This window comes from Shewanella sp. AC91-MNA-CIBAN-0169 (genome assembly GCF_040310165.1).
Lineage (GTDB): Bacteria > Pseudomonadota > Gammaproteobacteria > Enterobacterales > Shewanellaceae > Shewanella.
The window spans coordinates 1-15,346 of the sequence record NZ_JBEOPM010000044.1 but is presented as its reverse complement, the minus strand read 5'-3'; the positions used below and the strand labels follow the sequence as shown (position 1 = coordinate 15,346).

Below are 15,346 nucleotides of genomic sequence, written 5' to 3'. Positions count from 1 at the left end.
TAATTCACTTGCTGTAACTTACCGCTCCCTGTTTATTTGTAAATTAATTGAGGCGACAACTATCCTGACACAGGGGGAAAAGATAGTGAAGGAGTCTAGAAATGACAGCAAATAATGGTGAGATTAAGTCACATCAAGTTGGAGTAGGTGGCACTAGAGCACAAACAGCTAAGCGACCCAAAAAAGTGGCTATAAGGATACCTGAAAATTATATTGGTATTGTTAAACAGTTAGTTAACTATTTGGATGAATTTACAATAATTAATGGGCAAAAAATTCAGGTAAAATCAGAGAAATTGTTACTCAATTCTATACAAGATAAGGCTCAAGAGATCATGTTTAATGCATTAATATCTAAATAGGCTTGATCATAAGTATTCATTAAACTTTGAATATAATAAAAACATCAGATTAAGAAATTAATGTTCGCTGTAATAATCCCGTCCTTTAAGGCACTGTACAGCTTATTAGTTTTTTGTTAATTTTATGTGTTTTTGTCTTATAAATTCACCTTTAGAGTAATACATTTATTGGTTGTAAATATAGTCGTGGATATTCACTTTGTAGTGGCTTGTATGTCACCTGTTTTTAGGCGCAGATACTCAGATATTAAGTTAATTTTAATAAACTAGAGATAATATTTGCAATCGCGTGTGTGATTTTTAAAATTAATATCACTACATTAATAATGTTATTTTACCTCATTAAACCTTCTATTATTCAAAGTTTGATCGTTAGGTAAAATACTTAAAGCATGAATTATTAGAATTTTTGAGGAAAAAATGAATAACAGACCTGAAATAACGATCTCAACACTTGATGCGCAGAGACTATTTAAACTCATCGAGTCCTTACCTACAAAGAAAATGGTAGGTATAAGTGAGCTTGAAGAGGAACTCGCTCGAGCAACAATCGTGGATCCAACAGAAATACCCACTACAATTGTCACCATGAACTCAACGGTTAAATTTACTGTCGAGTCGTCTCGAGATGAGTTTTTAATGACGCTTGTTTATCCCAAAGATCTTGATTTGAGTGGCGATAAAATCTCTATTCTGGCGCCAGTTGGAAGCGCGTTACTTGGGTTGGCTCAGGGAGATCAAATTGAATGGCCAAAGCCTGGTGGTGGGTTAATAAAAATAACCATTAATGAAATTTTTTATCAACCAGAAAGGGCTGGTGAATACCATCGTTGATACATCATTTATTCAATAGCTTGAAAATAAATTACACCAGATCAATGAAGACACTCCATATAAAAGAATGTAGTAAATCCTCGTTACATCTGGTTTAAGGCTATTAAACAATAACTAAATAAATAACTAACTAACTTCGCTAGCGGTTTGATTCAACGATAATGATAGATGGCACCTAGAATCAACATACTGGTACTGCGTCGTAGAATACTGGTGTACAGGTTTATCTAAGCGGTTTTTTTCATGACAGTTGTCGCTTAAATGGTTAAACAGCTTCTTTGTGTTACTCTTAAATTAACTCCACAGCCTATGGCTGACAGTTTCTGTTCTTTCTGTTCTTTTTGTTCATTGCTCTAGATGTTCATTTCTATTGTCTGATAGCACACTTTTCGCTTCGCCAATATCCTAACATCAAGACCATCATGTCTCTGATTTGGTGTCACAAACTTAATCCTGCTATGGCAATGTTCGTTGTCGTACCCATAAACAAATTCATTTACTCATGTACGCGCTTCATCTAACGATATAAAACCATCACTAGGCCAACGCAGATGATATTTTACCGTTTTAAACAGTAGATTCTGAGTACGGATTATCATTACTCATCCTTGGACGACTTCATTTGGTCACGCCCACTAAATTGTACATCCTCGCTCGCATCGTCAGGTATTTCATGGGATCACCATTATCAGAGTGCAACACAACGTCTTTCTATAAGTATTTTTCTGCCCAGCGTTTATCTATTTCAGATACGTTCCATCTAAAAAATAGCACGATATTTTTCAATGAGCCTGTTGACCTCTTTGATGATATCGCCACGGTGGGCCGATAATTCTAATTGCCCTATGTTGGTCATACTTCTTTTCAGTAAGGTTTGTGAATATCTTGATTAGACGGATTTTTATGTCAAGTTCAGTGCGGCAACGAACAGAGTTAAAAGTAAAATACACGTATTATGACTATCAACATCATGAGTTAAATCGTGGTTACTAATTTTAAATTATGTAGTAAATACATAATGTTGCATAGACTAAATGAGTTAAAAGCGATTGCAATTTACGCCACAAATGGTGATATTTTTTACCATTTTTTTATTTTTATGCTAGGCAGGCGATTCACTTTCCACCCAGAGTGACCTAAAAGCTTTAATTTTGAGGATAATATGCAAATAGAAACACTTCACGATGTTATGCAATGGACTAAAAACATGCACCAAGAACTGCATTATTTTGCCGCCAATTGTGCACAAAAAAGCGATAGTGTAAGAGTTGGTTTGCTGCTTAAGTACATTTCAGAGCACGAAAAAAAAATGGCGCAGGTAATGAAAAAGTTTGAAGACAATGGTAATAGCAGTGCACTCAACACGTATAGTCGGCATTACTACGAAAAATTCACTATTTCTATTCACACTGAAGGTGAGCATCCGTTTGAGAAGATGGATACGGATGAAATAGCAATTGTCACTCTTGAATATCATAAAAATATCGTCGGACTATTTGAGTATCTGCAAAAATGCAGCTGTGCACCTTCGGTGACGGAATTTCTTGATAATATATTGTCGGTTCAAGAGGCCGAGGGGCGATTACTGGCACGTAACATGAAACAAATTGACGATTTGTAGCATAAATGTCTCACAAACAAAAATCACATAACGTCATACTGAGTGATTTAGTACTAGAAACTTTTCAGAATGCACTCCTGTGGTAAGCAGAGCCTTTTTAATGACTAACTTTATGCGTTATTTTAGCTACCAAAATAACGTTAAAGTTGGTGACAACGGCCAATTCATATCAAGCCATATACAGATAATGCAACCTTCAACAAATCTAGGCCGAATTTATGGGTTGTATTACCTCAACATAGGTAACACTCCACTTAAACTCAGCGATATTTGCAAAACCAAACGATAGTTTATCAACGGCATATAACCTGATAAGTTTTTGAAAGTATGAGTTAATGTTAAGAGTTGGAACCACTGTTAACCGTGTTTTATAGAAAGTACGCTAACGCACAGAGTCTAAAACTAAAGAGCAGTATAATTTACTCGTTAGTTATCAAATCTTAGGTATCTCTTAGATATCAAATGTCTCCAGTCATTGCAAAATACAATTTATTCATGCTGAGGTGAAGCACATGCTTTTTAATAATTCGAACATTACGGACTCTCCTATTCGTCAGAAAATTCGCGAGTTCTATCGTATTGATGAAAGTGTTGCGGTAGAGCATATTTTACCGTTAGCAGACGTTAACGATGAAGCTGCCAGCAGAGCGTGGGAAAAGGCACGTAAAATATCATTAAAAATACGTAGAGACGAATCAGGTAACGGTGCTGTAGATGCCTTACTCGCAGAATACACATTATCCAGTGAAGAAGGTGTGGTGTTGATGTGTTTGGCTGAGGCCTTATTACGTGTACCAGATAAGCACACTCAAGATGCCCTCATTAGCGACAAAATTTCTCAAGGTGAGTGGCGAAGTCATTTGGGCAGCAGTGATTCACTGTTTGTTAATGCCTCATCGTGGGGGTTATTAGTTACCGGCACTATGGTTGATTATGCTGATGAACGCGAAAAAGATAGTTTTGATTTATTGAAAAAGATTATTGGTCGTTTAGGTGAGCCTGTCATTCGTAAAGCAATGAACTATGCCATGCAAATTATGGGTGAGCAGTTTGTTATGGGTGAAACAATTCAAGCTGCAACAGAGCATGCTACCAAACAAGATCGGCAAGGCTTCGTATATTCTTACGATATGCTAGGTGAGGGTGCGCGCACCATGGGTGATGCTGATAAATATTTTAAAGCTTATCAAGTTGCCATAGATGCTATTGGCGCGGTTTCACTCGCCTCAGGTAAGAACGATCCTCGTAGAGTTCCTGGTATCTCAGTTAAGCTTTCTGCTATTCACCCTCGTTACGAATTTGCGCAAAGACAACGAGTAATGACTGAAGCTGTTCCCAAACTTAAAGCGCTTTGTTTGCAAGCTAAAAAATACAATATTGGTTTAACGGTTGATGCGGAAGAATCTGAGCGATTAGATTTGTCCCTTGATGTTATTGAGGCGGTATTTAGTGATGACGAATTAGCGGGTTGGAATGGCTTTTCGATGGCTCTGCAAGCTTATCAAAAACGGGCTATTTTTATCATTGATTGGTTACATGAGCTAACCATTCGTGTTGACCGAAAAATGATGGTGCGTTTAGTTAAAGGTGCTTATTGGGATACTCAGATTAAAAACACTCAAAAAGGTGGCTATGAGCATTTTCCGGTATTCACTCGCAAGGCTTCCACTGATGTTTCTTACCTCGCCTGTGCAAAAAAATTATTAGAATATAGAGATACTCTCTATCCACAGTTTGCGACACATAATGCTTACACAGTGACGACTATTCTTGAACTGGCGGGCAATGACAAAGCAAGTTTTGAATTTCAATGTCTATATGGCATGGGTGGTTCTTTATATGATCAAGTTGTTGCCAGTGAAAATGTTCAATGTCGGGTCTATGCACCGGTTGGTCCTCATAAAGAGCTACTAGCCTATTTAGTCCGTCGTTTGTTAGAAAATGGCGCTAATTCTTCTTTTGTTAATGCCATTATTGATGAGTCTCAACCGGTCGAATCTTTACTTGAAGACCCGGTTAAAAAAATGCATCGCTTAACAGACAAATATAACGGCCAGATTATCAAACCTATTGCCTTGTACCATGATGAAAATGGTGTTGGTCGAGATAATTCCAAGGGCTTAGATTTAACCGACATAAATATGGTAACCCAGCTAAAAACATCACTAGATAATTGGGTTGAAAATAACCAGTTTTCTGAAAGTGACACGCCAGAGGGGGCTGTAGCCATTAGAAACCCAGCAAAGCAAAGTGAAATCATTGGTTTCCAGCGCCATCATAGCAAAGATGACATGCTCGCGATGATCGATACGGCTCAAACTGCATTTGCCTCATGGTCACAAAAGCCTGTATCTGAACGCGCAGCCTTATTATGCAGTATCGCCGATATTCTTGAACATCATAGGGACGAGCTCATTGCCTTATGCATCAAAGAAGCGGGAAAAACGACTCAAGATGGTATTGATGAAGTCAGAGAGGCTGTTGATTTTTGTCGATATTATGCACAACAAGCGATAGTACTTGCAGAAGATGATCGTTTAGAAGCTCGTGGTGTGGTGTTATGTATCAGCCCTTGGAACTTCCCGTTAGCGATATTTATAGGGCAAGTGACAGCTGCCATTTCTACGGGTAATACGGTGTTGGCCAAACCAGCCGAGCAAACAAGTTTAATTGCATTGCGCGCTATTGAACTAATGACGTCTGCTGGATTACCTCATGGCGTTGTACAAGCGGTTATTGCCAAGGGCAGTGAAGTGGGCAGTATTATTATTCCTAATGCACATATTCAAACGGTTATTTTTACGGGTTCGATTAAAACAGCAACTATTATTTCGCAAACATTGGCTGATAGAGACGGCGCAAAAGTCCCTTTTATTGCTGAAACAGGCGGTCAAAACTGTATGATAGTTGACTCCACAGCTTTGCCTGAGCAAGTGGTTGATGATGTTATTTCTTCAGGATTTCAGTCTGCAGGTCAGCGTTGTTCTGCGCTCAGGGTCTTATTTTTGCAAGAAGATATTGCCGATACTGTTATTACAATGCTTAAAGGCGCATTAGCAGAATTGCATGTGGGTAATCCAGAAAAACTCAGCACTGATGTTGGTCCCGTCATTGATCAAAAAGCGCTAGATTCACTCAATGCTCACAGTGACTATATGAAAACTCATGGTCAATTATTGTACCAATGCGCGATATCTAATGAGACAAATGAAATAGCACAAAACGAACATTTCTTTTTTGCGCCGCGACTTTATGAAATAGACAATATTAGTGTGCTCAAGCATGAAGTATTTGGTCCCTGTGTCCATATTATTCGTTTTAAAGGCGATGAAATAGAAAAAGTCATTGATGATATTAATGGCACCGGTTTCGGTTTAACGATGGGTATTCATACGCGGATTGAACAGCGAGCTTTTCATTTGGCGACACTATCGCGTGCAGGTAATGTATATGTAAATCGCAATATGATTGGCGCTATTGTGGGGGTGCAACCTTTTGGGGGGCGTGGTCTTTCAGGTACAGGGCCAAAAGCGGGTGGGCCATATTATTTAACACGTCTAGTGAAAGAGAAAGCCACTCCCGATGCCGATAAATTTAACTTATTACCATCGCAAGTTGATGCTTTAGTGAGCGATTCGAGATCGAAAGCAGAAGCAGAATTAATGATGGATAGGGCGGATATAGCAGAAAAAACCTGGCGCATGACCCAGTTAGATCAGCGTATTTCTTTTGTGAGTCAAATGTTAGCCGAAATGGCTGATATCGATATTGTTGATGATTTAGCCGATGACTTAAATAGTACTTTGACAGCGGCTAATTCACAATTAGTGTGTGTTGAAAAACATCTGCAAAAGCCAACAACGCTTCCAGGTCCAACAGGTGAGTCTAATATACTCTATTTGGAAAATCGCGGTAATATCATCTGCTTTGCTGATGAAAATGTGACTTTTCACTTTTGGATACTCTCAATTGTAACGGCTTTGACAACCGGAAATACCGTTATCTCGGTCGTTTCTGATTTATTTTATGATCAAGCGTTAGCCATTAGAGATAAGTTCGTTACAACAGGCGCAGATGAGAATGTTTTTCAAATTACCCGCTTATGTCATTTAACCACTTTGTTGGCGCATCCTGCGTTATCAGGAGTCGTTGTTGATAGTCATTGTGGCCGAAAAAATTATATCAGTGACAGATTAGCCGAACGTCAAGGGGCAATTTTACCAATGATCAGTTCAGAATATTTTGATAATCTCATTCAACGTTTATTAACAGAAAAAGCCGTTAGCATTGATACTACCGCATCTGGTGGTAACACGTCGCTGATGACTTTAGATGAAGAGAACTAACTATTTTTGAATGTTATGTTTAAACAAAAATTCAAAATATTTATAAATCATCAACTGAAAAGTTGATGATTTATTCCCCTAATGTTTCGGTTTATTTGTCATAACTGATAAAAGTGCTAATGAGTGACAACAGATAATACTTTCGGTGCGAAGCTAACTTGATGGGGTTTATATTGTTTTTTACATTTCATTTTGGCAAAAAATTAAGCCTGATTAAATGAGTGAACGACCAAGCCAACAGGATTAAGCGACCACCCAGCTAAGGTCTATTCGCAGTAGGTTACGGTGATGAATCTATTCTTATTGCGATTAATAAATCTTTATTCAATATCTCCATTCCTCATGTTAATCCACTAGCCATTATTGTTGGTTCGATATCGCACAGAGCTTAAGTCCGTAATGGAGTAAAGTGTTGCTTGGTGTTACGGGAAAATACTTTTCTTACTCTGCTTTTATTTCAGTAAAGAATATTAATACTCGACCATGTCATTTCGTCTTGGTTTAAGGAACGACGTTGAGCTTTATTACTGGGACAACGATCAATCACCTACGCTATACAATATAAAAATTAATACATGTAAGGAATAAGTGCTAGCTGGATTTTAAATTTTTTAATTCAGCATGCAGAAAAATCAGTATGAATATATCCATTAATAAACTAAAAGGAAATTTAATATGAGCAACATTAATATTGGCATTGATAAAAAAGATAGAAACGAAATCGCTGAAGGGTTAAAGAAGTTATTAGCCGATACTTATACGCTTTATTTACAGACGCATAACTTTCACTGGAATGTGACTGGGGTGAGGTTTAGGGAGCTGCACTTGATGTTTGAAGAGCAGTATATGGAATTGGCCATTGCTGTAGACGATATAGCCGAACGTGTTCGAACTCTCGATGTTGCTGCGCCAGGCACTTATAAAGAATTTTCCAAGTTAAGTTCAATCCATGAGGTAGATGGTGTTCCCAATGCAACGGAAATGATGGAAGTATTACTCGTTGGTCACGAAAAAATTATACAGACTGCTCGCGATGTTTTAAAAGTGGCCCATCAATCAGACGACGAATCAACGGTATCTCTTGTATCTGATCGAATGCGAATACATGAAAAAACATCGTGGATGTTGAGAGCTTCAAATAAGTAGATTGAGCGTTTCAAACTACCAAGTTTTTGAAATTAAATGGTCAGATTATTAACGTTATTCACTTATTATATATTAACTAAAAAGGATACAGATTGGATGGGCACTTTCTCACGCTTCGCAATTGCTATCGTTCTGCTCCTTGTCGTCATCGGCAGCATCTTCGGCTACAAGTTCTATCAAATTAACCAAATGCAGGCCAAATTCTCTCAGCCACGCCCCGCAACCGTCGTTGAAACTACAGAGGTCTCTAGAGTATCTTGGCAACCGAGTATCCAATCAATCGGTGGCATCAGAGCTATCAACGGCGTCATGATAGCCAATGAATTGCCCGGTGTAGTGACAAAAGTTTTGTTCAAATCGGGTCAATCCGTCAAAAAAGGCGATATCCTGATCCGCCTAAACAGCGATATAGAGCAAGCCGCTCTTACAACACGTCTAGCTGAGGCACAGCTTGCTTCGAAAGCATTTCAACATAACTCAGACTTGATTTCCAAACGGGCTGTGTCACAGTTCGCCTTAGATGAAACAAAGGCTGCGCTAGATGTAGCCAGAGCACGAGTAAAAGAAGCCGAGGCCCAGTTTGGTAAAAAAATACTCACGGCTCCCTTCGACGGCATAGTAGGGCTACGTCTAGCGGATATAGGTGAATATTTATCTGTGGGTACACCTGTCGTTGAAATCAATATGCTTAATCCAATTCTGGTCGAATATACTCTGTCTGAACAGGAACTGGCCAGCGTTGATATTGGTGATCTCGTTGAAGTCACTGTGGCGGCAACTGGCTCAGAGGTATTCAAAGGAACAATTACCGCAATTAATAGCTCTATCACGCCAGAGACACGCACCGTTAAGCTGCGCGCCCAACTTCTAAACCCCCAACAAAGCCTCAAACCGGGTATGTTCGCTACCATTAAAACCATGGCAGAGGGTGAAAGGCAGGTCATTGCAATTCCAAACATAGCACTGTCTTTCAACACCTACGGCGATTTCGCCTATGCATTAACTAAAAATGAAAAAGGCCAGCTGGTCACTGAGCAGCGGACATTGGAAACAGGCGTTACACGGGATGGCATGACTGAAATTAACAAAGGGTTAGAACCCGGTGAACGTATCATTGCCTCTGGTTTGCTGCGCTTGAGGGCTGGTCAGCGAGTGAAAATAAAGCAAAATGACAAGATTGCAGACAGTACAGGAGTTAAATAAACATGCGTTTTACAGACATTTTTATACAACGGCCAGTGCTGTCCATTGTTGTTAGTCTACTAATATTACTGGTTGGGATTCGCTCTATTATGGAGATGGAGATCCGCGAATACCCTGTATTGGAAAACACTAAAGTCACCGTTACTACTGCATATCCAGGCGCCAGCAGTGAATTGATCCAGGGATTCATTACCCAACCTTTGCAGCAGGCTATTGCCGAAGCAAAGGGCATAGACTTTCTGAGCTCATCGAGCATACAAGGTTTTTCAACCATCGAAGCACAGATGGAACTCAACTACGATGCTAATGACGCACTTGCGGAGATTCAATCTAAAGTTGCCAGTCAACGTAACGAGTTACCTGACGAGGCTCAGGACCCTGTTATCAACTCGACGACGGGAGAAGGTCGTGCGCTCATGTACATCGCTTTCTTTAGCGATACCATGAAAGTCCCACAGATCTCAGATTATCTTGCCCGAGAAGTACAGCCGAAACTACAAGCCCTATCCGGTGTAGCCAAGGCCGAACTGCTGGGGCGTCGCTTTGCGCTGAGAGTCTGGCTCGATCCTCAAAGACTTGCAGCGGTTAATCTAACCTCGACAGATATTGCTCAAACCCTGCGTCAGAACAACTATATTTCAGCAGTTGGGCAAACCAAAGATGAATTCATCAAGATCAATCTCACTACGAATACTGACGTTGCAAACACCAAACAGTTCGAGAATCTGATAATTAAATCGACCGAAGATAGTATCGTTCGTCTCAAGGATATCGCCAGGGTAGAGCTCGGATCACAGACCTACGAGAACATAGCACTGTATAAGGGTAAACCCTCAACCTACGTAGCCATTAATCTATCTCCGGGTTCTAATCCACTGTCTGTGGCTGAACGTGTTAAGGAACTCCTGCCGGATATAAAGTCTCAGCTGCCCTCGGGTCTGCAGGTCGAACTCCCCTACGATGCATCAGCATTTATTGATGATTCAATTAATGAGGTGATCAAGACGCTTATCGAGGCTGTGGGTATCGTTCTTGTCATCGTGTTTCTATGCCTAGGATCTCTGCGAGCGGCAATCATTCCCTCAATAGCAGTACCGCTCTCGCTCATCGGTGGAGCCTTCATCATGCTTGTGCTGGGTTTCTCGCTCAATTTGCTGACGCTGCTCTCACTTGTGCTGGCAATAGGCTTGGTTGTCGACGATGCTATTATCATAGTCGAGAACATACACCGGCATATCGTTGATGGTAAATCAAAGAAGGAAGCAGCGTTGATCGGTGCTCGAGAAATGGCCAATCCAGTTATCGCCATGACGATAACCTTGGTTGCAGTCTACGCGCCTATTGGTTTCATGGGTGGGCTGGTTGGTTCGCTTTTTACCGAGTTTGCTTTCACGCTTGCTGGTGCCGTCGTCATTTCAGGCATCATTGCCTTGACGTTATCGCCTATGCTGGCCAGTAAGGTTCTCAAACCACATGGACAGTCGACCCGCTTCGAGAGTGCAATTGAAAGTTTGTTCGACCGACTCGCCAACACTTATCAGCGCTCGCTGGCTATCATGGTCAAGGCCGTCTCACCTGTAATTATGTTTGCGGTAGTCGTACTAGTGTCGATCTTTTTTATGATGATGCTAAGCCAGAAAGAGCTTGCACCGACTGAGGACCGTGGCATCATTTTGTTTCAGGGTAAAGGACCGCAGACAGCCACACTCGAATACCTGCAGAAGTATGGCACAGAAATGCAGACAGCCTTCGAGCAGGTACCAGGCTACGACGAGACGTTCATGCTGGTTGGTATGACGAGTCCCAATGCGGTGTTTGGCGGTTTCAAAATGAAGCCTTGGAGCGAACGAGATATATCGCAGTTTGATATCATGCCTCAACTGCAGGCTTCTGTGGCAGGGATTACTGGTTTGAAAACAGCTTTATTCCCAATTCCATCCTTGCCTGGTTCGAGTGGCGGTCTACCCTTTCAGTTTGTGCTAACTTCGGGCAGTGATTTTACTCAACTCGATCAAATAGCAGATGAATTCGTAGGGGCTGCCATGCAGAGTGGCAACTTCACATTCGTGCAGAAATCGATCGATATCGATAAGCCCGTCACCCGAGTAAAGGTCGACCGCGAACGCGTAGCCGATCTCGGTTTGTCGATGCAGGAAATTGGTCAGGCGCTTGGCGGTATGCTTGGCGGCGGGTTTATTAGTCGTTTCAACATGGAGGGGCGCTCGTATGAGGTTATTCCCCAGGTTGAGCGCTACGCGCGCCAAACAGCAACGGCGCTCAACGATTATTTCATCCGCGCCGACTCTGGCGATTTAGTTCCGCTCGGCTCGGTCGTTAGCTTCGAGCATGATGTAGAACCCTCATCCAGAACACAATTCAATCAGCTGAATTCGGTCACGATCGAAGGCATTCCAGCGCCATCAGTGTCGATGGGCGATGCCATCAGTTTCATGAAAACCAAGGCGGTCGATATCCTACCTCGGGGGTTCAGCTATGATTTTAAGGGCGAGTCTAGACAGTTCGAAAATTCTGGCAGTGCGTTAATCGTGACTATCTTTTTATCGCTACTCGTTATCTATCTGGTGCTTGCTGCGCAATTTGAGAGCTGGCGTGATCCTCTTATCATTTTAATATCGGTGCCGATGTCAATTGCAGGGGCAATGGCCTTCATTATGCTTGGTTTTGCGTCGATGAACATCTACACACAGGTTGGTCTGATAACATTGATTGGCGTGGTCGCGAAGAACGGTATTCTTATCGTGGAATTTGCCAATACACTTCAGGAAAGGGGACGCAACAAGCGCGACGCGGTAATCGAAGCCGCAGCGATTCGACTTCGCCCTATTATCATGACTTCGCTGGCGCTTATCGTCGCCATGATCCCGCTGTTAATTGCAGCGGGCCCAGGAGCAGAGTCGCGCTTTGCGATTGGTATAACCATTGCTACAGGACTCGGTATCGGTACTTTGTTAACTATGTATGTGTTGCCTGCTTTCTATATCGTCCTGGCAAAGAAGATTGATACTTCAGATCTTGAGGGGCAGGGTAATGCCGCTGATCAAACTCCGACTTAAACAACGAACATGTGATTGTCGTACTCATATTTTCGTAGCGTTCAGTTTTGATTGATTGGCGCAGTCACCCAAGATTTGGCTAATCTTATTGATTGAAAACATTGTAAAAGAGGACTTGAAAATGCAGTCTGTTCGTTGCCGAACAGACTGCATTTAGTTTTATGGGTATGATTTTACTGTGCGATTGGGAACATTAAGTAACCAATAACTTCAGTTAAAGTCCAAGACAATTTAGCTTTCTGAAGCTTGTCAGATGACTGATTGCTCATTTATAAATAGAAGGGCTTGTACTGAGCTCTGAGGGGAAACTATGATTCAAACCAACCAAATTAAACCTGACATGCCTGTTGTCTGCTCCGAAGATGGTCAATTTGCTACTGTAGATCATATGGAGGGCACTGATACCCTCAAGCTTAAAAAAGACAAGGGCGGTCAACACCATTACATTCCATTAAGCTGGGTAACCTCAACTGAGGGCGATAAAGTGAAAGTTGATCGTCCAGGAGACCAAGCTATGCAGGAATGGTCTCAAACTCCGCCAACAGGTACAGGACACTAAAGTCTTGTTGTAGTGCTAAACAAAGGTGGCATTGTACTCATGCCACCTTAAGACTTGAGCGGGAACCACGGTTTTATATCCCGCCTTTACTTTTCCCCAACAATTCACGTGAAAATGATAGACATCAAAAACAGTGTTCAAGTTTTAGCTTTCGCGCCGTTCAAAATGGCAGGAGACTTGCGTAATGAGTTTCGCATTCAGCAACTAACATGATAATGGCTGATCTCCGCGACAACATGCCCCGTCCGTCATGGCCAATAAGCATGGCGAAAACAGCAACACGGTTTAATGTGGTCTATTTTGCTGCTCAATATACTGCTTAACAACATTGATAGGCGCAGCCCCCTACGTTTACAGCAATGTAGCTAAGGCTCCATAACGCATTTTCATGTATGCAGGCTCTATGAGTTCAGGGTCATGCAGTTTTTTTCCGTAAAGCGTTTTTGTTCAATAAAGTAGTTATAAAACAATCGAACAAACGCAATTTATAGTATTTTCGAACTCCTTAAGCCTAAAAATATTTTCTACTCAGAAGATAAACATACTTCTTAGGCGAGATGATGACAGGTGATTAATATGGCAAACGAATCTAAAAATATATTGCAGCGTGGTTTGGAATATATGCACGAACCATTTTCGGGTTTTATTCGAGCGCAGACTACCTCCAGTCTGTTTCTTCTGTTATCGACAATCTTGGCCCTATGGTGGGCAAATTCAGCCTATTCTTCTACCTACTTAGATCTTGTGCACACCCCGATTGGAATATTTTTGGGTGATGTTGAGTTACGATCTTCTCTTAAACACATTATTAATGATGGTTTAATGGTGATATTTTTCTTATTGATTGGACTTGAAATCAAACGCGAGGTGCTAGCCGGAGACCTCGCTAAACCGGAAAATCGGCGCATGTTGATTATTTGTGCCATAGGCGGAATGATTTTACCGGCTACGATCTATACCTTGTTCAATTGGGGACTTGATTCACAGATCGGTTGGGGTATCCCAATGGCAACCGACACAGCGTTTGCGCTAGGTGTACTTACCATAGTGCGAAAATACATACCTGCCAGTCTTTTGGCTTTCATAGTTGGGCTCGCCATCGTTGATGATGTTGGGGCGATACTCGTTATTGCACTATTTTATACCCAGGAAATATCCGTAATCTATCTGTTTAGCGCATGTTCACTTATTACTTTTTTGGCAGTAGCTAACTACGCGGGCGTAAGACAGCCAATTTTCTATATTATCATCGGTATTGCAACCTGGTGGATGATGCTCATGTCTGGTGTTCATGCCACTGTTGCTGGCGTTGCAATCGCATTGACGGTGCCAGCACGGCCGAAGTTGGCGTCGGCAAAGTCGCTTGATAAGGCTAAAACAACAATCAGCTCTCTTCAGCAAGAAATAGAAGAGGTGGACGTTCTTGGTAGTCAGGAGGACCATAAACAGGTACTGGAAGTGCGCGATTTAGCAGAACATGCTGGCACTCCCCTGCGTCGTTGGGAAGATGTACTGCATCTACCTGTAGCACTCTTCATCTTACCGCTGTTTGCGTTGACTAATGCTGGCGTAGTGTTTAGTTTTAGTTCGTTTATCGACAGCCTCCAATACCCAGTTGGATTAGGGATTATTTTTGGCCTTGTAGTCGGTAAATTTATTGGCATTTCCGGCGCGTGCTGGTTGGGCCTGCACTACAAAATAGGTAAATTACCCAAGGGAGTTAATATTCAACACATTATTGGTGCTTCACTGATAGCCGGGATAGGCTTCACCATGTCCACATTTATTGCGACACTGGGGTTTGACGGGCAACCTGAACATCTCCATAACGCAAAAACATCCATCTTGGTCGCATCGGTTATGTCTGCATTTTTGGGTGCGTTATATCTTAGATTCATTGGTTCAAACAAACGAAAAAAATGACTCAATGAGACATCACAAGTCGGTTAACATAAATGTCACCGATATTGCAGCATCGTTTACGTTAATAGAAGAGTATTATGTGGTACTTGAGCGGGTTAATACTTTTAGTTTAATGCATCGGGGTTATGGCATTAAAAAATGTTTTTTATTGCCTAGTAATATTCATTCTACTGGTTTACAAAACAGGTATAAATTAATTTTATTATGCTTAGATTATGCTTAGATTATGCTTAGATTATGCTTAGATTATGCTTAGATTATGCTTAGATTATGCTTAG

9 protein-coding genes and 1 pseudogene are annotated in these 15,346 nt (G+C 41.3%); 9 read left to right on the top strand and 1 reads right to left on the bottom strand.

All coding sequences use genetic code 11. From position 1 onward, the window contains the following. Positions 1-101: 101 nt before the first annotated feature. Both AAEY98_RS21775 and rnk read left to right on the top strand, forming a co-directional pair. Complete coding sequence (locus tag AAEY98_RS21775; protein ID WP_351019610.1) at positions 102-362, top strand: hypothetical protein; 261 nt, start codon at positions 102-104, stop codon at positions 360-362. Positions 363-782: 420 nt separating this feature from the next. Then, positions 783-1,196, top strand: a complete 414-nt coding sequence (gene rnk, locus AAEY98_RS21770; RefSeq protein ID WP_351019607.1) for a nucleoside diphosphate kinase regulator — start codon at positions 783-785, stop codon at positions 1,194-1,196. Between the two features lie 357 nt (positions 1,197-1,553). Here rnk and AAEY98_RS21765 read toward each other — a convergent pair. Continuing rightward, positions 1,554-1,928: pseudogene (locus AAEY98_RS21765) on the bottom strand (integrase core domain-containing protein); the annotation flags it as partial. Between the two features lie 430 nt (positions 1,929-2,358). Here AAEY98_RS21765 and AAEY98_RS21760 point away from each other — a divergent pair. The 7 genes from AAEY98_RS21760 (at position 2,359) to nhaA (ending at position 15,068) form a co-directional block, all read left to right on the top strand. Next, a complete protein-coding gene (locus AAEY98_RS21760) occupies positions 2,359-2,817 on the top strand; it encodes a hypothetical protein (RefSeq protein ID WP_101088299.1) in 459 nt (152 codons plus the stop codon). 512 nt (positions 2,818-3,329) lie between these two features. Further along, on the top strand, positions 3,330-7,163 hold the full coding sequence (gene putA / locus AAEY98_RS21755) for a bifunctional proline dehydrogenase/L-glutamate gamma-semialdehyde dehydrogenase PutA (protein WP_351019603.1): 3,834 nt from the start codon (positions 3,330-3,332) through the stop codon (positions 7,161-7,163). 675 nt (positions 7,164-7,838) lie between these two features. Then, a complete protein-coding gene (locus tag AAEY98_RS21750; RefSeq protein WP_351011191.1) occupies positions 7,839-8,309 on the top strand; it encodes a Dps family protein in 471 nt (156 codons plus the stop codon). A 96-nt stretch (positions 8,310-8,405) separates the two neighbouring features. Next, on the top strand, positions 8,406-9,512 hold the full coding sequence (locus tag AAEY98_RS21745) for an efflux RND transporter periplasmic adaptor subunit (protein ID WP_351019600.1): 1,107 nt from the start codon (positions 8,406-8,408) through the stop codon (positions 9,510-9,512). Positions 9,513-9,514: 2 nt separating this feature from the next. Then, positions 9,515-12,586, top strand: coding sequence for an efflux RND transporter permease subunit (locus tag AAEY98_RS21740; RefSeq protein ID WP_351011187.1), 3,072 nt, complete (start codon positions 9,515-9,517; stop codon positions 12,584-12,586). A gap of 310 nt (positions 12,587-12,896) precedes the next feature. Continuing rightward, positions 12,897-13,145 (top strand): DUF2171 domain-containing protein, encoded by a 249-nt coding sequence (locus AAEY98_RS21735; protein WP_101088294.1) that lies wholly within the window; start codon positions 12,897-12,899, stop codon positions 13,143-13,145. Positions 13,146-13,721: 576 nt separating this feature from the next. Beyond that, entirely contained in the window at positions 13,722-15,068 is a 1,347-nt protein-coding gene (nhaA, locus tag AAEY98_RS21730) for a Na+/H+ antiporter NhaA (RefSeq protein WP_350979107.1), read from the top strand. Positions 15,069-15,346 lie beyond the last annotated feature (278 nt).

Coding starts and splice junctions, on each gene's coding strand:
- AAEY98_RS21775 (WP_351019610.1), top strand. CDS start 102: ATGACAGCAAATAATGGTGAGATTAAGTCACATCAAGTTGGAGTAGGT.
- rnk (WP_351019607.1), top strand. CDS start 783: ATGAATAACAGACCTGAAATAACGATCTCAACACTTGATGCGCAGAGA.
- AAEY98_RS21760 (WP_101088299.1), top strand. CDS start 2,359: ATGCAAATAGAAACACTTCACGATGTTATGCAATGGACTAAAAACATG.
- putA (WP_351019603.1), top strand. CDS start 3,330: ATGCTTTTTAATAATTCGAACATTACGGACTCTCCTATTCGTCAGAAA.
- AAEY98_RS21750 (WP_351011191.1), top strand. CDS start 7,839: ATGAGCAACATTAATATTGGCATTGATAAAAAAGATAGAAACGAAATC.
- AAEY98_RS21745 (WP_351019600.1), top strand. CDS start 8,406: ATGGGCACTTTCTCACGCTTCGCAATTGCTATCGTTCTGCTCCTTGTC.
- AAEY98_RS21740 (WP_351011187.1), top strand. CDS start 9,515: ATGCGTTTTACAGACATTTTTATACAACGGCCAGTGCTGTCCATTGTT.
- AAEY98_RS21735 (WP_101088294.1), top strand. CDS start 12,897: ATGATTCAAACCAACCAAATTAAACCTGACATGCCTGTTGTCTGCTCC.
- nhaA (WP_350979107.1), top strand. CDS start 13,722: ATGGCAAACGAATCTAAAAATATATTGCAGCGTGGTTTGGAATATATG.